Origin of the sequence: Streptomyces sp. NBC_00576 (assembly GCF_036345175.1) — a bacterium.
Taxonomy (GTDB): Bacteria; Actinomycetota; Actinomycetes; order Streptomycetales; family Streptomycetaceae; genus Streptomyces.
The window spans coordinates 3,317,429-3,340,838 of sequence record NZ_CP107780.1 but is presented as its reverse complement, the minus strand read 5'-3'; the positions used below and the strand labels follow the sequence as shown (position 1 = coordinate 3,340,838).

General features: G+C 73.0%; 10 protein-coding genes. 8 read left to right on the top strand and 2 right to left on the bottom strand.

What is annotated here, in order from left to right:
* Positions 1-281: 281 nt before the first annotated feature.
* The 6 genes from OG734_RS13815 to OG734_RS13790 are packed head-to-tail and all read left to right on the top strand — an operon-like array spanning position 282 to position 16,593.
* Positions 282-7,670 (top strand): SDR family NAD(P)-dependent oxidoreductase, encoded by a 7,389-nt coding sequence (locus OG734_RS13815; protein ID WP_330287787.1) that lies wholly within the window; start codon positions 282-284, stop codon positions 7,668-7,670.
* A 5-nt stretch (positions 7,671-7,675) separates the two neighbouring features.
* Positions 7,676-13,144, top strand: a complete 5,469-nt coding sequence (locus tag OG734_RS13810) for a type I polyketide synthase (RefSeq protein ID WP_330287786.1) — start codon at positions 7,676-7,678, stop codon at positions 13,142-13,144.
* A complete protein-coding gene (locus tag OG734_RS13805) occupies positions 13,141-13,461 on the top strand; it encodes an acyl carrier protein (RefSeq protein WP_330287785.1) in 321 nt (106 codons plus the stop codon). Before OG734_RS13810 ends, OG734_RS13805 begins: the two co-directional genes overlap by 4 nt.
* Positions 13,462-13,463: 2 nt before the next feature.
* The gene (locus OG734_RS13800; RefSeq protein WP_330287784.1) at positions 13,464-14,291 is read left to right on the top strand and encodes an alpha/beta fold hydrolase; all 828 of its coding nucleotides are present in this window, start codon (positions 13,464-13,466) and stop codon (positions 14,289-14,291) included.
* Positions 14,288-15,493 carry a glycosyltransferase gene (locus OG734_RS13795; protein ID WP_330287783.1) on the top strand — a complete coding sequence of 402 codons (1,206 nt, stop codon included), beginning with the start codon at positions 14,288-14,290 and terminating at the stop codon, positions 15,491-15,493. Before OG734_RS13800 ends, OG734_RS13795 begins: the two co-directional genes overlap by 4 nt.
* Positions 15,490-16,593, top strand: a complete 1,104-nt coding sequence (locus OG734_RS13790; RefSeq protein WP_330287782.1) for a class I SAM-dependent methyltransferase — start codon at positions 15,490-15,492, stop codon at positions 16,591-16,593. The genes OG734_RS13795 and OG734_RS13790 overlap by 4 nt, the downstream gene beginning before the upstream one ends.
* A gap of 12 nt (positions 16,594-16,605) precedes the next feature.
* On the opposite strand, the gene OG734_RS13785 is transcribed toward OG734_RS13790, so the two are convergent.
* Complete coding sequence (locus tag OG734_RS13785) at positions 16,606-17,658, bottom strand: lysylphosphatidylglycerol synthase transmembrane domain-containing protein (protein WP_330287781.1); 1,053 nt, start codon at positions 17,656-17,658, stop codon at positions 16,606-16,608.
* 201 nt (positions 17,659-17,859) lie between these two features.
* On the bottom strand, positions 17,860-18,651 hold the full coding sequence (locus OG734_RS13780; RefSeq protein ID WP_330287780.1) for a Mut7-C RNAse domain-containing protein: 792 nt from the start codon (positions 18,649-18,651) through the stop codon (positions 17,860-17,862).
* A gap of 132 nt (positions 18,652-18,783) precedes the next feature.
* On the opposite strand from OG734_RS13780, the gene OG734_RS13775 reads away from it, so the two are divergent.
* Positions 18,784-20,325, top strand: coding sequence for a serine/threonine-protein kinase (locus OG734_RS13775; RefSeq protein ID WP_330287779.1), 1,542 nt, complete (start codon positions 18,784-18,786; stop codon positions 20,323-20,325).
* Between the two features lie 70 nt (positions 20,326-20,395).
* The gene (locus OG734_RS13770; RefSeq protein WP_330293653.1) at positions 20,396-23,236 is read left to right on the top strand and encodes a SpoIIE family protein phosphatase; all 2,841 of its coding nucleotides are present in this window, start codon (positions 20,396-20,398) and stop codon (positions 23,234-23,236) included.
* Positions 23,237-23,410 lie beyond the last annotated feature (174 nt).

Here is a 23,410-nt window from a genome sequence, read left to right as displayed (position 1 = left end):
GAAGTGAATTCAACCGGGTTTCTGGCAGCTCGCTGACGGGCAGGGCGTGCCGCCGGGTCTGCGGTGACGTCGAAACTGATTGGAATTGGGCGGTTTTTCGGGACTTGGGATGGCCGGACGGCGGTGGCCGAATGGAATCGGCCGCATACGGAATGTTCCACGCCATGTTGACTCGTGAGTAATGTCGGCGCTAGCTTCCCGTTGGTTTCCCCCTGAGGTGAAGTGCGTCCGCGCCACACAAAACCCCCACCGTGCAGTTTCACCGAATATTTCGGAGAATCATGACGTCTGCCGTGCGCGCCGTTGACATGATCATTGGAGTCACCCCTTTCGGAGAGCCCGACGCCCGGCTCGCCGCCGCCGTCAGCCGCGCGGGCGGCCTCGGGGTACTCGACCTGGGCCTCGGCGACCGGAGAGCCAGAGACGCGCTGGCGCGAATACGCCGCCACGCGCCCCCTACTCCTGGCTCCTCCTCCGGCGCCTCCGGATTCCGCTACGGCGTACGGATCGGCCCGCACTGCCGGCTCACCCCCGCCGACCTGGTCGGTGACGACGGCCCCGACACCGTGATCCTCGCCCCCGATGTCGCCGCCGCCTCCGCCGCCTCCGACGTGTTCTGGCCGGTCGCCGAGATCGCCGCCCACCACCGCGTCCTCGTCGAGGTCACCGACCTGGCGGAGGCCCTCGCGGCCGTCCGCGCCGGTGCGCACGGGCTGATCGCCCGGGGCAGCGACGGCGGCGGCCGGATCGGCGAGCTCAGCACCTTCGTCCTGCTGCAACGGCTCCTCGCCGAACCGGGCATCGACCTCCCCGTCTGGGCCCGCGGCGGCATCGGCCCCCGTACGGCCGCCGCCGCCGTCGCCGGGGGAGCGGCGGGTGTCGTGCTCGACAGCCAACTCGCCCTGCTCGCCGAGTCCTCGCTGCCGGAGGCGACGGCTGCCGCGCTCCGCTCGATGGACGGCTCGGAGACCGTCGTCGTGGCCGGTCACCGCGTACTGCACCGGCGCGGCCCCGACGCCCCGCCCGTCCCGGCCGGTGATCCGGCGGCGGTCGCGGCGCTCCTCGGCGCCCAGGACCCACGCACCCAACTCCTCCCGGTCGGCCAGGACGGCTTCCTCGCCGCCCGCTTCGCCGCCCGCTGGGGCGACACCGGCCGCACGGTGCGCGCCCTCACCGACGCGGTGCGGGAGGTCGTACGCGATGTTGTACGGGGTGACGGGTCCGTACGTGCGTTGCGCGCCGGTTCCCCGATGAGCCGGGCCCTCGGCACCCGACTCCCCATTGCCCAGGGGCCGATGACCCGTGTCAGCGATCAGGCGCGATTCGCCGCGGCCGTCGCCGGGGGCGGCGCATTGCCGTTCGTCGCGCTGGCCCTCGCGAGCGGCGAGCAGACCCGGACCATGCTGGCCGAGACCCGGGAAGCCGTCGGCGACGACCGCCCCTGGGGTGTCGGTGTGCTCGGGTTCGCGCCCGAGGAGCTGCGAAACGCCCAGCTCGAAGCCGTACGGGAGCTGCGGCCGACCCATGCCATCATCGCGGGCGGCCGGCCCGCCCAGGCCGAGGCGCTGGAGCGGGCCGGGATCAGCACCTTCCTGCATGTGCCGTCGCCGGGGCTGCTGAAGCAGTTCCTGGAGGCCGGGGCCCGCCGGTTCGTGTTCGAGGGGTCCGAGTGCGGCGGCCATGTCGGACCGCGCGGCAGCTTTCCGCTCTGGGAGGCCCAACTCGCCGTCATCGAGGACTACTTGGACGGGGCCGAGGAGAGTGACGGCGAGCGGATCGAGGTGTTCTTCGCGGGCGGTGTCCATGACGAGCGGTCGGCCGCGATGGTCGCCGCCCTCGCCGCTCCACTGACCGCACGTGGTGCGTCCGTCGGGGTGCTGATGGGCACCGCCTACCTCTTCACCGAAGAGGCGGTGGTCTGCGGAGCGGTCCAGCCGCTCTTCCAGCGCCAGGTCGTCGACGCGACCAGTACCGCACTGCTGGAGACGGCGCCCGGTCATGCCACCCGGTGCGTGCCCAGCCCGTTCAGCGACAACTACCGTGAGTTCGAGGCGGAGTTGAGGGCCGACGGGGTGCCCGAGCGGCAGATCTGGGAGCGGTTGGAGCGGCTCAACGTCGGTCGGCTGCGGATCGCCAGCAAGGGCATCGAGCGGGACGCCGAGGGCGAGTTGGCGGGCGTGGACGAGCAACGGCAGCTCGCCGAAGGCATGTTCATGGCCGGGGAAGTGGCCGTACTGCGCTCGGCGACCACGAGCATCGACGCGCTGCACCACTCCGTGGCGGACGGCGCCGCCGACTTCCTCACCGAGCGGGCGGCGGAGCTGCGGGAGCGGCTCGGCGTGCATCCGCCCGAAGAGGCCGCGGCGCCCGCGCCCCTCGATGTCGCCGTCGTGGGCATGGCCTGCATGTTCCCGGACGCACCAGACCTCGCCGCCTTCTGGGCGAACATCCTCGGCGGCCACGACGCGGTGGGGGAGGTGCCGGCCGACCGCTGGGACCCCGCCGTGCACTACTCGGCGGCGGACGGGGACGGCGGCGTCACGTCGTCCAAGTGGGGCGGCTTCCTGCCCCGCATCCCCTTCGACCCGCTGTCGTACGGCATTCCGCCCACCTCGCTCGGCAGCATCGAGCCCGTCCAGCTGCTGGCGCTCGAAGCCGCCCGGCGGGCCCTGGCACACGCCGGATACGGCGAGCGGGGGCGGGAGTTCGACCGCTCGCGCACCTCGGTCGTCTTCGGTGCGGAGGCGGGCAGCGACCTGTCCAACGCGGGCACGCTGCGGGCCGTACTGCCTTCCTACTACGGCAAGGTGCCGGACGGGCTCGCGGATCAGCTGCCCCGGCTCACCGAGGACTCCTTCCCCGGCATGCTCTCCAACGTGATCTCCGGCCGGATCGCCAACCGGCTCGACCTCGGCGGCGCCAACTACACGGTCGACGCCGCGTGTGCCTCGTCCCTGGCCGCCGTCGACGTGGCCTGCAAGGAGCTGGTGGGCGGGACCAGTGACGTCGTGCTGTGCGGGGGTGCCGATCTGCACAACGGCATCAACGACTACGTGCTCTTCTCCTCGGTGCACGCGCTGTCCCCGACGGGGCGTTCGCGCGCCTTCGACAGTTCGGCGGACGGGATCGCGCTGGGGGAGGGCGTCGCGTGTGTCGTGCTGAAGCGGCTGGCGGACGCCGAGCGCGACGGTGACCGGATCTACGGGGTCATCAAGGGGGTCGGCAGTTCCAGCGACGGGCGTTCGCTCGGGCTGACGGCTCCCCGGCCCGAGGGCCAGCGGGTCGCGCTGCAACGGGCGTACCGCAATGCCGGGGTGTCGCCCGCCGAGGTCGGGCTCGTCGAGGCGCACGGCACCGGGACCGTGGTCGGCGACCGCACCGAACTCACCATCCTGGGGGAGGTGTTCAGCGAGGCGGGAGCCAAGTCGGGTTCTGTCGCGCTCGGTTCGGTCAAGTCGCAGATCGGGCACACCAAGTGCGCCGCCGGACTCGCCGGACTCATCAAGACCGTGCTCGCCCTGCACACCGGGGTCAAGCCGCCCACCCTGCACGTCAACAAGCCCAACTCCGCATGGGAGGCGGGCAGCAGTCCGTTCGTGTTCCACGGGCAGGCGCGGCCCTGGGTGACTCCGGCGCGCGAACGCGTCGCGGGAGTCAGCGCGTTCGGCTTCGGCGGCACCAACTTCCATGTGGTGCTGGAGGCCTACGCGGACTCCGCCCCACCGGCCCACACGCTCGACGCCTGGCCTGCAGAACTGTTCACCTTCCGGGCGGCCGATCCGGCGGGGGCGCGGCGGGCCATCGAGGACGTGCTGAAAGCGGCGGAGGACGAGCAGTCCGCCTGGCGGCTGCGCGATCTCGCGCTCGCCGCCTCGCGCCGCTCCGATGCCCGGTACGAGCCCGTGCAGGTGGCGGTCGTGGCGACGGATGCCGCGGGGCTCGTCGGGCAGTTGCGGCGGGCGCTGGCGGGGGAGCACGATCCGCGCGCCGGCGTCCATCTCGCGCCACACCGGCAGGAGGCCTCGGGCCAGGTCGCCTTCCTCTTCCCCGGGCAGGGCAGCCAGCGGACGGGGATGCTCGCCGACGTGTTCGTCGCGCTCCCCGAACTCCAGTACTACCTGGAACTCGGCCGCGACCACACCGACCTCCTCTACCCGCCCACCGCCTTCGACGACACCACCCGCGACCGCCAGCACACCGCGCTCACCGACACCCGGGTCGCGCAGCCCGCCCTGGGCATCGCCGGCCTCGCCGCCCACGCCCTGCTCACCACGGCAGGCGTCCGCCCGGACATGGCCGCCGGGCACAGCTACGGCGAACTCGTCGCCCTCAGCGCGGCCGGCGCCCTCGACCCGGAGGCCCTCCTCGCACTGAGCGCGGAGCGCGCGACCGCGATCCTCTCGGCCGCCGGTGAGGCAAACGGCGACGACCCGGGCACCATGGCGGCGGTGTCGGCGGGCGCCGAGGACGTCACGGCGGCCCTGCGCACCGCCGACGCGCCCGCCTCGGTCGTCGTCGCCAACCACAACTCGCCCAAGCAGACGGTGATTTCGGGTCCGACGGAGGCGGTCGACGAGGCCGTACGGCTGCTGCGCGCCGCCGGTCTCGGCGCGAAGCGCATCCCCGTCGCCTGCGCCTTCCACAGCCCGCTGGTCGCCGGGGCCGGCGAACGGTTCGCCGCGTCGCTGGCCCAACAGTCGGTGCATGCACCCGAGTTCACGGTGTGGTCCAACCGTACGGCCGCCCCGTACGGCGCCGACGGGGACGCCGTACGTGCCGAACTCGCCGCCCAGATCGGCGCCCCGGTCGGTTTCGTGGCCCAGATCGAGGCCATGTACGAGGCGGGCGCCCGGATCTTCGTCGAGGCCGGGCCCGGTTCCGTACTGACCCGGCTGGTCGGCCAGATCCTCGGCGACCGCCCGCACCGCACGGTCGCCTGCGAACCGCGTCCCGACAGCGGACTGCGCGGCTGGCTGGACGCACTTGCCCAACTGGCCGTCGCGGGGCTGCCGGTGCGCACCGGCTGGCTGTTCCACGGGCGCGACGCTGTCGACGCGACCCGGACCAAGGCACCCAAGCGCCCCGGCTGGACGGTCGACGGCCACCTGGTCCGCACCGCCGCCGGCGACCTCCTCCCCGGTGCCCTCGCACCGGCCCGACGCGTAGTGGAGACGACGACAGTGACCGCGAATCACCAGGACGGCGCCCCGGGCGCCGATGGCAGGGACGCGCTGATCTCCGAGTTCCTGCGCACCAGCCGGGAGATGGTCGCCGCCCAACGGGACGTCCTCCTCACGTACTTCGGCGCGGCACCGGGGCAGTGGATACCGGGGCCGGCGGGGCCGGAGGCCCTGGGGGTGGCTCAGACTCAGGTTCAGGTCCAGCAGGCCGTGCCGGTGTCCGCGCCGACGTATCCGCCGGCGCTCTATGCCGTGCCCGCGGACGCTCCCGCCCCCGCTGCCGTGGGATTCACGGAGGCGGATGTGCTGGCGGTGGTGCTGGAGATCATCAGTGAGCGGACCGGGTATCCGGTGGACATGATCGAGCCGGATCTCGATCTGGAGGCCGATCTCAGCATCGACTCCATCAAGCGCGCCGAGATCGCCGGTGAGTTGGCCCAGCGGCTCGGAGTCGGGGGCGGCGGCGACCTCACCGTGCTCGATGACGTCGAGTTGGAGGATCTCGCCAAGGCCCGTACGGCGGCTTCGGTGACGGGGTGGCTCGCGGCGCGGCTCACGACGGACGAGTCCCAGCCGGTGCCTGCTGCTGTCCCCTCCGCCCCCGCTGCCGTGGGATTCACGGAGGCGGATGTGCTGGCGGTGGTGCTGGAGATCATCAGTGAGCGGACCGGGTATCCGGTGGACATGATCGAGCCGGATCTCGATCTGGAGGCCGATCTCAGTATCGACTCGATCAAGCGTGCCGAGATCGCCGGTGAGTTGGCCCAGCGGCTCGGAGTCGGGGGCGGCGGCGACCTCACCGTGCTCGATGATGCCGAGTTGGAGGATCTCGCCAAGGCCCGTACGGCGGCCTCGGTCACCGCATGGCTGGCGGCGCGGCTCGCCGGGCCGGCCGAAGCACAGGAACAGTTGTCCCCACCGCAGCCCCTGCGGCCGGAGGCGGCAGACACGCCCCCGGAGGTCACCGGTGAGGCGCCGAAGCGCTTCCAGCTGCGGCCCGTACTGCTGGAGCAGCAGGACGGGAACGTGACCGGGAACGCTGCCGGTACCGGCGACCCCGCCGCCGCATTGAACGGGAAACGATTCGCACTCCTCGGTGACGCCGACGCCGGTGAGGTGGCCCGCGAGGTCGTGGCGCGGCTCGCCGGACATGGCGCCGACGCGGTGGTCCTGGGGCCCGAGCATCTGCTGACCGGGGCGGACGGGGCCGTTGACGGTGTGCTGTACCTCGACCCGCTGGCCTCCTCCCGGCCGCCGGTGCTGCCCGACGCGTTCCCTGTGTTCAAGGCGGCCCTGGCGCTCGGCCCGCGCTGGCTGTTCGCCGTACGGGTGGCCGCGGAAGGCGGCCCGGACGGCGCCGAGTTGAGGTCGGCAGGCCTGCACGGGCTCTTCCGGACGGTCGCCCGGGAGTACCCGGAGACGGACGCGCGGATCATCGACCTCGCTGTCGGTGACACGGGCGCCGCCGCGGTCGCCGACGCCCTGCTGGCCGAGTTGCTGGCCTCCGACCGCACCCCGGTCGTCCTGCGAACGGCCGCCGGGCGCCACGGACTTGAGCTGGTCGAAACCCCACTGGGCGCACTCGGCACCACCGGCGCCGGACCCGCCGGGGACGGCGCCGCCGAGGCAGCCGCCCTCGGACTGGACCGGGACAGCGTGGTGCTGCTGGTCGGCGGGGCGCGGGGCATCACCGCGAAGTTCGCCGCCTCGCTTGCGTCCGCCTCCCGCTGCCGGATCGAACTCCTCGGCCGGACACCCGCACCGGACGGCCCCGAGGACGCGGCCACGGCAGTCGCCCGGACGCGGACCGAACTGCGCGCGACCCTCGCCGCCCGGGGCGGACTGACCCCCGCCGAGATCAGCCGCGAGGCCGAACTCCTGCTCGCCCAGCGGGAGATCATTGCCACCCTCGACGAGCTCAAGGCCCTCGGCAGCCCGGCCCGCTACCACTCCGTCGACTTCAGGGAACAGGACGCGGCGCTCCAGGCCGTGAAGGAGATCCACGCCGAACACGGCCGCCTCGACGGGGTCGTCTACGCGGCCGGGGTGATCGAGGACCGGCTCATCGCCGAGAAGACCACCGAGTCCTTCCAGCGTGTGTACGGGACGAAGACCACCGGCGCCGAGACTCTGCTCGCGGCGCTGGAGCAACTCCCCAACAGCCCTGCTTTCGCCGTCCTGTTCGGGAGCATCTCCGCCGTCCTCGGCAACCGGGGTCAGGTCGACTACGCGGCTGCCAACGACGCCCTCCAGAGCCTCGGCGCCGCCTGGGCGTCCCGTACCGGGCAGCGGGCGCTGACCGTGCACTGGGGTCCGTGGGCGCCGACCGGCGGCCACACCGGCATGGTGACCCCCGAACTCGGGCGCGAGTACGCCCGGCGCGGGGTCAGGCTCATCGACCCCGAGGAGGGCACGGCCGCGCTGCTGCGTGAACTGGCCTGGGGCGAGGAGTCGGCGGACGCCGTCGTCTACACCTCGTCGGGCTGGTAACCGACATGACGGATCGTCACAATCGTCACGCACGGTCAGCGGACGGCACGTCGACGCCCGTGGCCATCGTGGGCATGTCCGTGCTGCTGCCCGGCGCCGCCGACCTCGACTCCTACTGGCGGAACCTGCTCGCCGGTACGGACGCCATCACCGACGTACCGGACGGGCGTTGGGACGCGGACGCCTACTACCGGCCGGACTCCGCCGGTGGCCGTGCCGTCGCCGACCAGGTGTACTGCAGGCGCGGTGGGTTCGTGGACGGGCTGGCGGAGGTGGAGGTCACCCGGTTCGGCATCATGCCGAACTCCGTCTCCGGCACCGAACCCGACCAGCTCATCGCCCTCAACGTGGCCGCCGCCGCCCTCGCCGACGCGGGCGGCGACGACCACCTTCCCGACCGGCACCGCATCGGCGTGGTCCTCGGCCGGGGCGGCTACCTCACCCCAGGCCTGGTCCGGCTCGACCAGCGGGTCCGTACGGCAGGTCAACTCGTCCGCACGCTGGGCGAGTTGATGCCGGAGCTGGATCCCGCCCAACTCGACCGCGTCCGTACGGCGTTCACGGACAAGCTCGGTCCCGACAGCCCCGAGTCGGCGATCGGGCTCGTCCCCAACCTCGCCGCCTCCCGGGTCGCCAACCGGCTCGACCTGCGCGGACCGGCGTACACGGTGGACGCGGCCTGCGCCTCCTCGCTGGTGGCTGTGGACCAGGCGGTCAACGAACTGGCCTCCGGCCGCTGCGACCTGATGCTTGCGGGAGGGGTCCACCACTGCCACGACATCACCCTGTGGAGCGTCTTCTCGCAGCTCCGCGCCCTCTCGCCCAGCCAGCGCATCCGCCCCTTCCACCGGGGCGCCGACGGCATCCTGATCGGTGAGGGCACCGGCGTGGTCGTCCTCAAGCGCCTCGCGGACGCCGAGCGCGACGGAGACAGGATCTATGCCGTCATCCGGGGCACCGGCGTGGCCAGCGACGGCCGCGCCGCCGGGCTCGTCAACCCCGACCCGGGTGGTCAGGCCCACGCCGTACGCCAGGCCTGGCGGGCCGCCGGACTCGACCCCGCGCAGCCCGGCTCACTCGGTCTCCTGGAAGCCCACGGCACGGCGACCCCCGCCGGTGACGCGGCCGAACTGGCCACGCTGCTGGAGGTGTTCGGGCCCGGCGAGAGCAACGGTGTGGGTGCCGGTGACCCGGCGGTGATCGGCTCCGTGAAGTCGATGATCGGGCACACCATGCCCGCCGCCGGGGTCGCGGGCCTCGTCAAGGCCGCCCTGGCCATCCACCACGGCACGCTCCTTCCCACCCTCCACTGCGACGACCCGCACCCGGCCCTCGCGGCCACCCGTTTCCGCCCACTGGACACGGCGGAGCCCTGGGAGACCACGGCCGAGCAGCCGGTACGACGGGCGGCGGTCAACGCGTTCGGGTTCGGCGGGATCAACGCGCACGTGGTGCTGGAGGAGGCACCGGGGGCGCGTACGAGGACGACGGTTTCCCCGAGCCCGACGGTGACCGTAGTCGAGCCCGAGCGTGTCCTGCTGCTCGCCGCCGACACCCCCGAGGGCCTCGCCGCCCTCCTGGACGCCGATGACACAGCCGTACTCGCCGCCGGTCTCGACGCCACCCGTACGCATCCGCAGGCCGGACGTACCCGGCTCGGCATCGTCGACCCGACCGCGAAGCGGCTCACGCTGGCGCGCAGGGCGGTCGCCAAGGGACGGGCGTGGCACGGCCGTAGCGACGTCTGGTTCCGCCCCGAGCCGCTACGCGGGGACACAGAAGGCGAGTTGGGCGGGCTGGCCTTCGTCTTCCCCGGCCTGGAAGGCGACTTCGAGCCGCGCGTCGACGACATCGCCGCCCACTTCGGTCTGGACGGTGTCCTCCCGGCCGGTGAACGGGCCGAGGTCGGAGACGTGGGCCGGCACGGATTCGGGGTCGTCGGGGTCGGGCTGCTGCTCGACCGGGCGCTGCGCCGCATGGACGTCGTCCCGGACGCGGTGGCCGGTCACAGCGTCGGCGAGTGGACGGCGATGACGGCCGCCGGGCTGTACGACGGCGACGAGGTCGGCGCCTTCATGGCGACCTTCGACCCCGACACGGTGACCGTGCCGGGGCTGGCGTTCGGGGCGCTCGGCGCGCCCGCCGACCGGGTACTCGTGGCGCTCGCCGAGGAGGGCTGGGCGGACGTCGGCATCGTGCTCTCGCACGACAACGCGCCCGGCCAGTCGATGGTGTGCGGCCCGGCCGCGGCGGTCGAGGAGTTCGTCCGGGCGTTCCGTGCCCGGGGTGTGCTCAGCCAGGTGCTGCCCTTCCAATCCGGATTCCACACACCGATGTTGGCGCCCTACCTGGCCCCGATCGAACAGGCGGCGCGCCGCTTCCGGCTCCGCCCGCCGACGGTTCCGGTGTGGTCGGGGACCACGGCGGCACCCTTCCCGGCGAGCGAGTCGGCGGTGCGTGAGCTGTTCGTACGGCATCTGCTGGAACCGGTGCGCTTCCGGCAACTGGTCGAGGCGATGTACGCGGCCGGACACCGGACCTTCATCCAGGTCGGCACCGGCCAGCTCGGCTCCCTCATCGGCGACACGCTGTCCGGGCGCGATCATCTGGTCGTCGCCGCCAACTCCCCGCACCGCGGGGGGCTGGCGCAACTCCGGCGCTTGGCAACGGCGTTGTGGGTATCGGGGAGGACGACGGCGCCGGCGCTGCCGCTCTCCGCCGCAAGTTACGCCTCCGGCGACTCCGCTCCCCATGCTGCCGGTCCCTCCGACCGCTCCACGGAGCCGGCCCGCCTCGGGAACTCCGTGCGGGGGGATCGGCCGTCCGAACGTCCACCCGTCCGCCTCGACCTGGGCGGCGCCCTCGTCTCCCTCGACGAACCGACGCTCACGCGACTGCGCGCGGAACTGGGTTCGGAACTGAACCTCGCGGGGCCTGCGGTCACCGGGGCCCCGGTGACCGCCGCGCTGCCGCGCGTCGGAGGGTCGCCGGTCGCCACTCCTGCACCAGTGACGGTGACTGTCCAACGAAGGCGTGCCGCAGGGGTGTTGGGCGTTACGGAGACACCCGGCGCGGCCGGTCTCCCGGGCGCCGCCGGGCTGACCTCGTCGCTGGACGCGCTCGCCGGCCGTTTCCCGGCCGCCGCCGAACTCGGCGCCCTGCTGCGGGAGACGGCGGACACCGCCGCCGAGCTGATCGGCGTGGGTCACCGCCGTCCGGGTTCCGCCGCGGCCTACACAGGCGGCGCCGCGCAGGGTCCGGGCGGCCCTGCCGGGGGCGCCCACATGGTCGGCCCCGCAGGTACCGCGCTCACCGGAGCTTCCCGAGAGGCCTCCGCGACGCCCGCCGAGGCTTCCCGGCAGGCACTGGTCCCGCCCGACGGCGCCTCCCCGCAAGCCCCTTCGATACCCGCCGGAGCCTCTCCCCAGGCCCATAGCACGCCCACCGGCACCTCCGGACCGTCCCCCACTGCCCCGGGCACCGCGCCCTCCACCGCCCCGGCCACCGCTCCGTACCCCGCCCCGGGCACCGTGCCTTCCACCGCGGTCCACCGCACCCCGGGCTACCCGGCCCCCGCGCCGGGCACCGTGCCCTCCACCGCCCCGGCCACCGCTCCGTACCCCGCCCCGGGCACCGCGTCCTCCACCGCGGTCCACCGCACCCCGGGCTACCCGCCCCCCGCGCCGGGCACCGCGCCCTCCACCGCAGCTCACCGCACCCCGGGCTACCCGGCCCCCGCGCCTCGGTCCCCGCTCCCGCGTCCCCGATCAACCACCCCCGGCGCCCGACCGTTCCCCCCGACGCCGCCCACGGCCCCCACGGCCCAGGCGGCCCCACCCCCCTGGCGCACCACGGTCCACGTATCCCCGGACACCATGCCGTACCTCCTCGACCACTGTTTCTTCCCGCAGCGCCCAGGCTGGCCGGACGTGTCCGACCGGTGGCCGGTGGTCCCGGCGACGACGATCGTGCAGCACATGATGGAAGCGGCCGAGCAGTCGGCGGAGCGGACGGACCCCGGAGCCCGAGCGGTAGCCGTAGCCGTCGCCGTCCACGGAGCCCGCTTCGACCAGTGGCTCACCGCCACCCCGCCCCGCGACGTGGACGTGACCGTCACCCCCGTCCCCGCCACCCCCACCCACCGCGCCGTCGCCTTCGGCCCCCGAGCCCGGGCCACCGTCGAACTGGCCACCGCCTACCCGCCCCCGGCGACCCGCCCCACCCCCTGGCCCACCGACCCCACCACCGAAACCGAACGCATCCCCGACCACACCGCCGCCCAGCTCTACGCCGAGCGCTGGATGTTCCACGGCCCGGCGTTCCAGGGGGTCACCGAGCTCACCGCGCTGGGCGAGGCGCACGTGCGGGGAGTCATCACGACGCCGCCCGCGCCCGGCTCGCTGCTCGACAACGTCGGGCAGATCCTCGGGTACTGGATCATGGCGACGCGCACCGAGCGGACGGTCGTGTTCCCGGTCGGGATGCGCGAGATGCGGTTCTACGGGCCGCACCCCGAACCCGGCACCGACGTCGACTGCTTCGTACGGATCACCTCGCTCACCGACACCGTCCTCGAAGCCGACGTCCAACTGACCGTCGGCGGCCAGGTCTGGGCCGTGCTGAGCGGCTGGCAGGACCGACGCTTCGACAACGACCCGCAGACCAGGCCCGTGGAACGCTTCCCCGAGCGCAACACCCTCTCCCAAGCCCGCCCGGGCGGCTGGGTACTGCTCCACGAACGCTGGCCCGACCTCGCCTCGCGGGACCTCATCATGCGCAACTCCCTTGGCGGGGAGGAGCGTTCACAGTACGAGCGACACGCGCCGCGCGGTCGTCGGCAGTGGCTGCTCGGCCGGATCGCGGCCAAGGACGCCGTACGGCGGTGGCTCTGGGACCGGGAGGGCGAGGGGGACGTGTTCCCGGCGGAGATCCGGGTGCACAACGATCCGACCGGGCGGCCGTACGTCACCGGGCTGCACGGCCGGACCCTGCCCCCGCTGGACATCTCGCTCGCCCACTGTGCCGAGGCGGGCGTGGCGATCGTACGGCCGCACCGGCCCGGTAGCTCCGCCCCCGCCGGAGGCCCGGGTACGGGGCCCGGTATCGACATCGAGGAGGTCGTCGAGCGGGACGCCTCGACCCTGGCCACCGCCCTCGGCCCGGCCGAACTCGCCCTGGTCCGCGCCCAGTCGGCCGCCGCCGGTGAGTCCGAGGCGCTCTGGTTCACCCGCTTCTGGGCCGCCAAGGAAGCGGTGGCGAAGGCGGAGGGCACCGGATTCGGCGGCCGGCCAAGGGACTTCGCGGTACGGGAGGCCTCGGACGCGGGCGACCGGCTCACGGTCTCCGGGCGGCTCGCACCCGCCTACACCGTGCACTGCGAGCAGACCGGCAATCCCCCCGGACTGCCGGACAGGGAGTACGTCGTGGCCTGGACAACCGGATCACCCACCGAGGAAAGGGAGTTGGAGCGATGAGCCTCAACGGGCAAAGGACCGGAACCGTCGGCGAGGAGGCGGTGCTCGCCGACCTCACGGGCATGCTCGCGACCCTCCTCGACGAGTACGGCCTCGACGACGTCGAGATCCGTATGGACACCACCTTCAACCGCGATCTGGAGCTGGAGAGCATCGACCTGGTGACCCTGGCCGGGCTGCTGGAGGAGAAGTACGGCAACCGGGTCAACTTCGCCGAGTTCCTGGCCGGGATGGAGTTCGACGAGATCATCGAACTCACCGTCGGGCGGCTCGTCGAGCACGTCGTCGCCAGTCTCAAAGCGGCGGAGGCGGGCTGACCATGGCGATCGTCGACATCGGCGGCGGCCTCAGGCTGCACGCCCAGCGCATCGGCCCGCGCGGCGGACGGCCGGTCACCGCCACCGCCGTCCTCGTGCACGGCCTCCTCACCGACAGCCTGGCCAGCTACTACTTCACCGTGGCACCCGCGTTCGCCGCCTCCGGCATCAACGTCGTCATGTACGACCTGCGCGGCCACGGCCGCTCCACCCGCCCCGCCACCGGCTACACCCTCGACGACAACATCGACGACCTGGAGGCACTCCTCGACCGTCTGGAGGTGACCGGCCCGGTCCATCTCGTCGGCAACTCCTACGGCGGGACGGTCGCGTTCGGATACGCGGCCCGCCACCCCGAGCGTGCCGCCGGCGTCTCCCTCATCGAGTCGGAACCCGCCACCGCCGCCTGGGCGGGCAAACTCGACGGCATCCTCGGCCGGGTCATGCACCAACTGGCCCACAACGAGGCCGACGCCATCGCCTGGATCACCGCCAACCGCAGCCAGAACACCGCCCGCCTCGCCAAGGGCGCCGCCAGACTGGCCCGCGAGACCACCCTCGCCCAGGACATCCCGGCCAGCCGCGTACTGACCGAGGACGAGATAAGTTCCGTACGCTGCCCGGTACTCGGCGTGTACGGGGGTGACTCGGACCTCGCCGAACTGGCGCCCTGGATGGAGTCGGTGCTGCCCGACTGCCGGACCGTCGTCGTGCCGGGGCACGAACACTCGGTGCTCGTCGAGGCGTCGGGGACGGTCGGCGGGCACATCCTGTCGCTCGTTCTCGGTGCGGCTGCTCCGGTTCAGCTGGCGGGGGCGGAAGCGCGGTGAGCCGGTTCCTGTTCGTCGTGCCGCCGCTCGTCGGGCACATCAACCCGGCCGTCGGGGTCACCGCCGAACTCGCCTCACGCGGCCACGAGTCGGCCTGGGCATGCGCCGATCCGGGGCTCGTGCGGCGGCTGGCCGGAGAGGACGCCACCGTCTTCCCGTGCGCCGGGCCCGTCCCCGGCTCCGGTGACGGCGTACGGCCGCCGGACATGCGTGGGCCCGAGGCGCTGAAGTTCCTCTGGGAACGGTTCCTCGCCCCGCTCGCCGAGGAGATGGCCGCCGGAGTCGCCGCCGCCATAGGGGAGTTCGGTCCGGACGTCGTCGTCGCCGACCAGCAGGCCCTCGCCGGTGGCCTCGTCGCCGAGCGCCTGGGCCTGCCGTGGGCCACCTCGGCCACCACCTCCGCCGAGTTCACCGACGTACTCTCCGGCATGCCCAAGGTCGCCGAGTGGCTGGACGAGCTCCTCGCGGGCCTCCGTAGCCGCGTCGGCGACCCTGCGGGCACCGCAGACCCACGGTTCTCCCCGCACCTCGTACTCGCCTTCAGCACACCGGAGTTCGTCGGCCCCGACGCCCGGACGGGCGACCAGATCCGGTACGTCGGCCCGTCCGTCGCCGACCGGCCCGCCCCGCCCGGCTTCCCCTGGGACTGGCTCGACCCCGCCCGCGCCACGGTCCTCGTCACCCTCGGTACGGCCAACACCGATGTCGGCGCACGCTTTCTGACTGAATGTCATAGCGCTGCACGGGAGCGGGCGGACCGGATGCAGACGGTGATCGTCGACCCGGCGGGCGTACTCGGAAGCACCCTGGGCGGGGAGGACGAGAAAGGCGTACTGATCGTCCCCTCCGTCCCCCAACTCCCGCTCCTCGAACGGGTCGACGCCGTCGTCTGCCACGCCGGGCACAACACCGTGTGCGAGACCCTCTGGCACGGGGTGCCGCTTGTCGTCGCGCCCATCCGGGACGACCAGCCCGTGGTCGCCGGGCAGGTCGTGGCGGCCGGGGCGGGTATCCGGGTGCGGTTCGGGCGGGTCACCGCGCCGAAACTGGGCGCCGCGATCGAGGCTGTACTGCACGAGCCCGGTTATCGCTTCGCGGCGGGCCGGATCCGTGCCGCGTTCCGGGCCGCCGGAGGTGCCTCCGCGGCGGCCACCCATCTTGAGCAACTCGCCATCGGCGCGCCCGCCAAGGAGACGGTATGAGTGACGACGAGCACGAGACCAACGCACCGGAAGCACAGGCCACTCCGAGCCGGACCGAGCAGGTGGCCGCCGTCCGGCCCACGTACCAGGCCGACCTGGCCTTCGGCCTCGACCGGTTCTTCGAACCCCCGCGCACCCGTTGCCCCTGGTGCGGCTCGGCCCGGCTGGAGACGCGGCTGCGGACCACCGACCTGCTCCAGCACAAGCCCGGACGGTTCGTGCTCGACCGCTGCCAGGACTGCCGCCACACCTTCCAGAACCCCCGGCTCAGCGCCGCCGGGCTGGAGTTCTACTACCGGGACTTCTACGACGGACTCGGCGAGAAGCAACTCGGCAACACCTTCGCGGGCCGCACGAAAATGTACGAGCAGCGGGCCCGGGCGCTGCTCCCCTTCGACGACGCGCCCAAGAACTGGCTCGACGTCGGCACCGGCCACGGCCACTTCTGCGAAACCGCCCGGGTTGTCCACACAGGCACGACCTTCGACGGGCTGGACTTCACCGACGGCGCCGAACTCGCCGAGCGGGCGGGGCGCGTCGAGCGCGGCTACCGGGGGAGCTTCACCGAACTGGCCCCCGAACTCGCAGCCCGTTACGACGTCGTCAGCATGTTCCACTACCTGGAGCACAGCACCGAGCCCCCGCTCGAACTGGAGGCCGCACGGCAGGCCATCCGCCCCGGCGGTCATCTGGTGATCGAGGTCCCCGATCCCGACAGCCGCTACGCCAGGCTGCTCGGCCGGTGGTGGCTGCCCTGGCTCCAGCCCCAGCATCTGCACTTCGTCCCCGTCGACAATCTCCGGCAGCGGCTCACCGACCTGGGCTTCACCGTCGTCCTGGAGCAGCACGCCGAGCCGCACGACCCCGTCGATCTGCTGGCCGCCGTCTGGCTGGCCCTCGACAACGCCGCCCCCCGCGACAACCTCCCGTGGCTGCCGCACCCCCCGAACGCCCTGCGCCGCGTCCTGCGCGGAGCCCTGCTGCTGGCCGGTGTCCCGGCCCTGATCCTGGGCACCCTGCTGGACCGCTTCGCCGTCCGGCCGATCTCGCACCGCCTGGGAGTATCGAACGCGTACCGCCTGGTGGCCCGCCGGGACTGACCGCGCCGCGTGTCACAGCACCTTGGCGCGCACCAGCATCGACAGCACGAGGGCGCCCGGCAGCAGCGGCAGCCAGACCGTCAGGACGCGGAAGCCGACGACGGTCGCGGTGGCCAGGGACAGCGGGGCGCCCAGCGCGGCCAGCGTGAACACCAGGGCCGCGTCGACGGGCCCGATCCCGGCCGGCGCGGGTACGGCGCCGACCGCGGCGCTCGCGGCGAGGTAGGCGAAGAGCACGTCCGGCCAGGCGATCGGCAGCCCGAGCGAGGCCCCGACGCAGGCCAGCACCGCCGCCTGGCACAGCGAGAAGCCCGCGGCGCCGCCCCAGAGCGCGGCGACCCGGACGGGCCGGGTGTGCAGCCGCCGCGCGTCGGTCAGGGCGGTGCGCAGACCGTCGAGCAGGGGGCGCCGCAGCGGACGTACGAAGGCGAGAACCAGCGTCACGACGGCCACCGTGGCGGCCACGCCCAGGACGATGGGCAGCAGTGTTCCCTGGTCCGGGAGGAGGTCGGCGGTGCCCAGGGAGGTCGGGAAGGTCGCCAGGAGCGCGAGGATCAGCAGGAGCTTCGCCACCGGTTTGACCAGCGAGTACAGGGCGAGGGACGCGGTGGCGCGGGCCAGCGGGATGCCGCGGCCGGTCAGGAAGCGCAGCGTGACGGCGTGGGCGCCGAGACCGGCCGGCAGGACGTTGTTGGCGGCGCCGGCGGCGAACTGCGAGGCCAGCAGCAGCCCGGGCGGCAGGCGCTCCGGGATCGCCCCCTGCCGGGCGAAGGCGGCGGAGACCCAGCACAGGAACGTGAACGCGGCCCCGATCGCGAGCCACCCGGGGTCGGCGGTGGTGAGCTGCCAGGCCCCGTCGTGCAGGACCCGCCAGTTGTCCGCCGCCCAGATCCCGATGAGCAGGAGCGGCAGCAGACAGAGCACCCGGCGGGCGTGCCGGGCGGCGGGGAACCGGGAGAAGAAGGAGGCGCGGGAAACCGCGACGGGACAGTCCGCGGCGCCCAGGGAAGGGGGCTGGACCGTCGGAGCGGGCGGGGCTATGGGGACTATGGGCAATGAGGACACAGCGCGCGTCGTCCTTCCACGTGGCGCCCACGCGCTGCGGGGGCGGACGGGGGGAAATTGAAGAGCGAAGCAAGGGGGACGGCAGGAGCGTTCCCGGTCCGCGTGACGGGGTGGTGTCCAGGAAGAGAAGGGGTGCGGGCGGACGGGCGACACAGGTGATACCTGAAGCTATCTGTCAGAGTCTCCCCTCGTCGCCTCCTGTCAACCGGTCAATACGTTCTTTTCGCGACGTCCGTTCAACGCCCGCGTGCGGCCCTCGGTTCCCGCCGCCTCGCCGAACTCGCTCAGCGCACCCTCGACGATCGCCTCCAGCCGCGCGTGATGCGCGCCCCGCCAGTACAGACGCTCGCAGACCGCACACTGCGCGAAGACGTCGTACGTACGCCGGGTCCCGTCCTCCAGCCGGTCGCCGACCGTCTGCTTGTCGGCCTGCTCCAGCCGTCCGTTGCAGGCGGTGCACCGGGTCCACGGGGCGAGTGCGGGCGCGAACCGGTCCAGTACGTCCCGGAGCTGGTCGTCCGGACGGTCGCTGTAGATGTACGCGCCCGCCCACAGCTCCCGGCGCCGCAGCAGCCCCCGGTCCCGGGAGAGCAGCACGCGTTGCTCGGCCGCCGACAACGCGGCCAGCGCCGGATCGCCGATGTCCTCGCTCTCGTACGCCGCGTCGACACCCAGGAGCCGCAGCCGGCGGGCGAGCGTGCCCAGATGCACGTCGAGCAGGAACCGCAGCGGCGCCCCCGGCACCGACTGGGGTCTGACGACGGCACCGACCTCCACCGTCTCGCCCGCCCCCGGCACATGGGACACCGCCACGTCCCGGCCGTCGACCAGCAGTTGCCCGGCTTCCGTGAGCGGTACGCCCAGCGACTCCACCACGTGCCCCAGTGAGGACGATCCGTCGGTGACCACGGTGGTGGGCCCGGCACGTCGCTCGGACGGGACGAAAAGCCGCAGCTCAGGGGCGAAACTGATGACGATCTCCGGTCTGCTCACCCTTTCAGCATGTCATCGACCCGGCCGGGAACGCCCGGTGGTTTCCGGTGCACTACTCTCGGCGCTCTCAACACCCCGGTCCGGTTACCGCGACCTGGGAGGTCGACCTCGCTGGTGGGGGAGTACGGCAGCATGCAGTTCGAACGTACGGGCGTGCCCGGTTACGAGGTCGTCGAGGTCCTCGGCCAGGGCGGGTTCGCCACCGTGTACCGGGCCCGCCAACTGGCCGTGGGCCGCGAGGTCGCCCTCAAGATGGACAGCCGGGTCCTGGCCACCGACCGCGACCGACAGCGGTTCTTGCGCGAGGTCACCGCGGCCGGTCAGCTGTCGGGCCACCCGCACGTGGTGGCGGTGTACGACGCCGGGGTGCTCGACGACGGCCGCCCGTTCATGGTCCTGGAGCTGTGCTCCGGCGGCTCGCTCGGCGACCGGCTCCACCGGCAGGGCCCGCTCCCGGCCGCCGAGGCGCGTGACATCGGCGTACGCATCGCCGACGCGCTGGCCGCGGCCCACGCCGGCGGTGTACTGCACCGCGACATCAAGCCGGGCAACATCATGATCGACCGGTACGGAAACGTCGGCCTCGCCGACTTCGGACTGGCCGCGATGCCCCGCCCCGGCCAGGAACTGTCGGTCACCCGGGAGGCGTTGACGCCCGCGTACGCCCCGCCGGAGGCGTTCCGGCTGGCCGAGCCCACCCCCGCAGGGGACGTGTACTCCCTCGCCGCCACGATCTACGCCCTCGTGCACGGCAGGCCCCCGCACTTCCCGCAGGAGGGCAGCCTCGGTATCGCGGAGGTCATCGTCCGGCACACCTGGCCGCTGGCGGACCTCCCCGGCGTGAGCCCACGCTTCACCGAGGTCCTCCGCCACGCCATGGCCCCGGACCCGGCCGACCGCCTGCCGAGCGCGGCGGCGCTCAGGGAAGCGCTGGCCGCCGTGGACCTGGCGGACCCGGGCGGCGCCACCCCGGCCCCCGTTCCCGCCTCCGTTCCTGTCCCCGCGGTCGCTCCGCCCTCCGTCCTGCCCACCACCGTCCCTTCTTCCGCCGCCTCCCCGCGCCGGAAGAAGGCGCGTCTGCGGGTGTCGGTCGCGGCGGTGGCGGTGGTCGTCGTCGGTACGGGCGGGACGGTGGCGTACCAGTACCTGCCGCCCTCGACGACCGAGGCACCCACCACCGGACCCTCTGCTTCCGCTTCCGGTACGGGCGAGCCGAGCGGGTCGGCCCAGGCCGCGAACGCCGGTTTCGGCGTACCGACGACGACCGAGGACTGCCCGGCGGCCAACATCGCCGGCCTGGACGGCCGCTGCACCACCACCGCCGAATGCTGGGGCGGCATGGTCGTCATCGTCGGCATCGTCAGCGTGAACCGCTCCGACTGCCTGGTGTCACACCCGTGGGAGACCTTCGCGATAGCCCCGCTCCCGTCCACCGGGATGACCAACAACCAGCGGGAGCTGGAGAACCACCCGGACGTGCTGAATCTCTGCTCGCTCAAGGTCCTGGCCGAGTCCAGACGGGGCGACGCGGTCAAGATCGACCCCGCCCGCTGGACCGTCGACGTACTCCCGCCCACGCAGACCGAGTACGCCGACGGCCTGCGCGTCATGCGCTGCGTGGCCACCATCACCGGGGAGCAGTCGACGGGGGCGCACTTCCGGCCACGGTCGTGAGAGTCACAATCCACTGTGATCCACCTCACAAAAAAGCCGTACGGGTCTACAGTGGAATCGCTTGAAGGAAGTGATCCCGTTGTCCGTCGCCTGGGACGCCATCGGCGGTCTCGTCGATGCCCATGAGCGTTTTCTGGCCGGTGCGCGGGTCGACTCGGATGTACGGGACTCGGTGCTCGACTCGTGGAAGCGATGCCGGTACGCAGGGGTCGAGCCGGACCGGCTGCTGATCCCGTACGCCCCCGACCTGACGCTCGACCATCGGTTCCTGCGTGCCGCCGAGCCCGTGCTGAAGCGCCTCACCGTATCGCTCGCGGAGCTGAACACGACCGTCGCGCTCTGCGACGGACAGGCTCGTATGATCCAGCGGTACGGCGGCGACCGGGCCCTGCGCGCCCGCCTCGACGGGGTCAACTTCGCCCCCGGATTCGACGCCTCCGAACGAGCCGCGGGTACGAACGGTGTCGGCACCGCCCTCGCCGGCCGCAGCCCCGTCTATGTCGCCGGCCGTGAACACTTCGCCGACTGTCTGCAACCGTTCGCCTGTGCGGGCGCGCCCATCCGCAACCCCCTCAGCGGCCGCATCGAAGCCGTCCTCGATCTGACCTGTCTGCACGACGACGGTGACCCCGCGATGATGCGGTTCGTCCGGGAAGCCGTCCGTGACATCGAGACGCGGCTGCTGGAGCAGGCCACCGAGCGGGAACGGGCGCTCCTCACCGCGTACCGCCGGGCCGACCACGCCGCGCACGGCCCGCATGTGAACGAGGGTGCCGTCGGCGGCTGGCCGCCCCGGCTCCAGACCCGGCCTCCGCACGTAACCGCAGGTCATGAGCCCGCCCGCGACGGCGACGCGCTCGGCCCGATCGACCTGGCGGTCCTGCGTGAGAAGGCCGAGGCGCTGATCGCCGCGCCGCACCGCACCCTCGACGAGGTGCTGCTGTCCGGCGGCCGTAGCGCCACCCTGCTGCGCCGCCAGATCGAGGGAGCGGCCGGCGAGACGGGTGTGGTCGTCGAGGCCCGGGTCCTCGGCGGCCCGCGCCTGCGCCACACCGCTCCCACCGCCAACCCGGTCGCGGGCGTCCCGACCGTTCCGCAGCCGACCCGGACGCCCCCCGTCGTCCTGCGCGCGGTCCCCGACCAGCCGCCCCCGTCGCCGGCGCCCACCGAAACCGACGCATGGCTGCTCCTCGTCGGCGAGCCCGGCGTGGGACGGCTCGCCGTGCTGGCCCGCAGGCGGCTGGAGCTGCTGCACGACGCCGGGGTCCGGATCGGCACCACCCTCGACGTCACCCGCACCGCCGAGGAACTGACGGAGGTGGCCGTCCCCCGCTTCGCCGACTTCGCCGCGGTCGACCTGCCCGACTCCGTGCTGAGGGGCGAGGAACCGGGGCCGCTCGGCGCCGACACCCCGCTGCGCCGGGTCGCGCTGGGCGCCGTGCACGAGGAGTCCTGGCTGTACGGGATCGGTGAGGGGGTCCGCTACGTCGCCTCCACACCGCAGGCCCGCGCCCTGGAGAGCAGGCAGCCCGTGCTCGAACCGACGCTGACCGCGGACAGTGACTGGATCGCGCAGGATCCCGTGCGGGGCGAGCGGGTGCTCCGGGCAGGCATCCATTCACTGATCACCGTGCCGCTGCGAGCCCGGGGCACGACCCTCGGCGCGGTCCAGTTCTACCGCTCCGAGCGACCCGCGCCCTTCGAGGACGACGACGTCTCCCTGGCCCAGGAGCTGGCCGGACGCGCGGCGATCTGCATCGACAACGCCCGCCGCTACACGCGCGAACGCAACACCGCACTCGTCCTCCAGCGCAGCCTGCTGCCCCGGGGGCGGTCCGAGCAGAACGCCGTCGAGGTCGCCTACCGCTATCTGCCCGCGCAGGCCGGGGTCGGCGGCGACTGGTTCGACGTCATCCCGCTCTCCGGCGCACGCGTGGCGCTGGTGGTCGGCGATGTCGTCGGGCACGGGCTGCACGCCGCCGCGACGATGGGGCGCCTGCGTACCGCCGTACACAACTTCTGCGCGCTGGACCTGGCCCCCGACGAACTCCTCACCCACCTCGACGACCTGGTCGGACGGCTCGACCGGGGCGAGGGCTGGGCCGTGGAGAACACCTACCAGGACTCGGGGATCATCGGCGCCACCTGTCTGTACGCCGGCTACGACCCGGTGTCCCGGCGCGTCTCCCTCACCCGCGCCGGGCACCCGGTCCCCGCGGTCGTCGCTCCCGACGGCACCGTGGACTTCGTCGACCTGCCGCCGGGACCGCCGCTCGGTCTCGGCGGGACGCTCTTCGAGACGGTCGAGCTGGAGCTTGCCGAGGGCAGTCAACTGGTGCTCTACACCGACGGGTTGATCGAGGACCGGCTCCGGGACATCGACGTCGGCATGGACCGGCTCCGGACCGTTCTGGGCTGCGCGGGGCGGGCCCCGGAGGACACCTGCGAGGCGGTCCTCGACGCCCTGCTCCCCGCCCGGCCGGCTGACGACGTGGCCCTGCTGGTCGCCCGTACACACGCGTTGGGACCGGATCAGGTCGCCCAGTGGCCGGTGCCCCGCGATCCGGCGTTCGTCTCCCACGCCCGAGCGTCGGTCACCGACCAGCTCACCGCATGGGGCCTCGAAGAACTGGCCTTCAGTACCGAACTCGTGGCCGGCGAACTGATCACCAACGCCCTCCGCCACGCCTCCGGCCCGGTCCAGCTCCGGCTGCTCCGCGACCGCGCGCTGATCTGCGAGGTCTCCGACGGCAGCAGCACCTCGCCACGACTGCGCCGCGCGCGCACCGAGGACGAGGGCGGCCGGGGCCTGTTCCTCGTCGCCCAGCTCGCCGAACGCTGGGGTACCCGCTACACGGCCGACGGCAAGATCATCTGGACCGAACAGCCCCTGCCGCGTCCGATCCCGTGACCTGCTTCCGTGAGCCGGTCCGACTGTCCGGCATCCGGGCGGTGGTTGACGTACGGCGAGACGTACTGCTCAATTGTTCGCATGGATGCCCAGCAGCAGCGCTTGGTTACGCGCGGCCACATCGACCTCTGTCGAGTGTGCTCCGCCGCGTGTCGCGCCTGACTCGGCAGCGGG

What these genes read in the sequence shown, in the direction of transcription:
- OG734_RS13775 (WP_330287779.1), top strand. Translation starts at nt 18,784, where the DNA reads ATGCAGTTCGAACGTACGGGCGTGCCCGGTTACGAGGTCGTCGAGGTC.
- OG734_RS13805 (WP_330287785.1), top strand. Translation starts at nt 13,141, where the DNA reads ATGAGCCTCAACGGGCAAAGGACCGGAACCGTCGGCGAGGAGGCGGTG.
- OG734_RS13800 (WP_330287784.1), top strand. Translation starts at nt 13,464, where the DNA reads ATGGCGATCGTCGACATCGGCGGCGGCCTCAGGCTGCACGCCCAGCGC.
- OG734_RS13790 (WP_330287782.1), top strand. Translation starts at nt 15,490, where the DNA reads ATGAGTGACGACGAGCACGAGACCAACGCACCGGAAGCACAGGCCACT.
- OG734_RS13815 (WP_330287787.1), top strand. Translation starts at nt 282, where the DNA reads ATGACGTCTGCCGTGCGCGCCGTTGACATGATCATTGGAGTCACCCCT.
- OG734_RS13810 (WP_330287786.1), top strand. Translation starts at nt 7,676, where the DNA reads ATGACGGATCGTCACAATCGTCACGCACGGTCAGCGGACGGCACGTCG.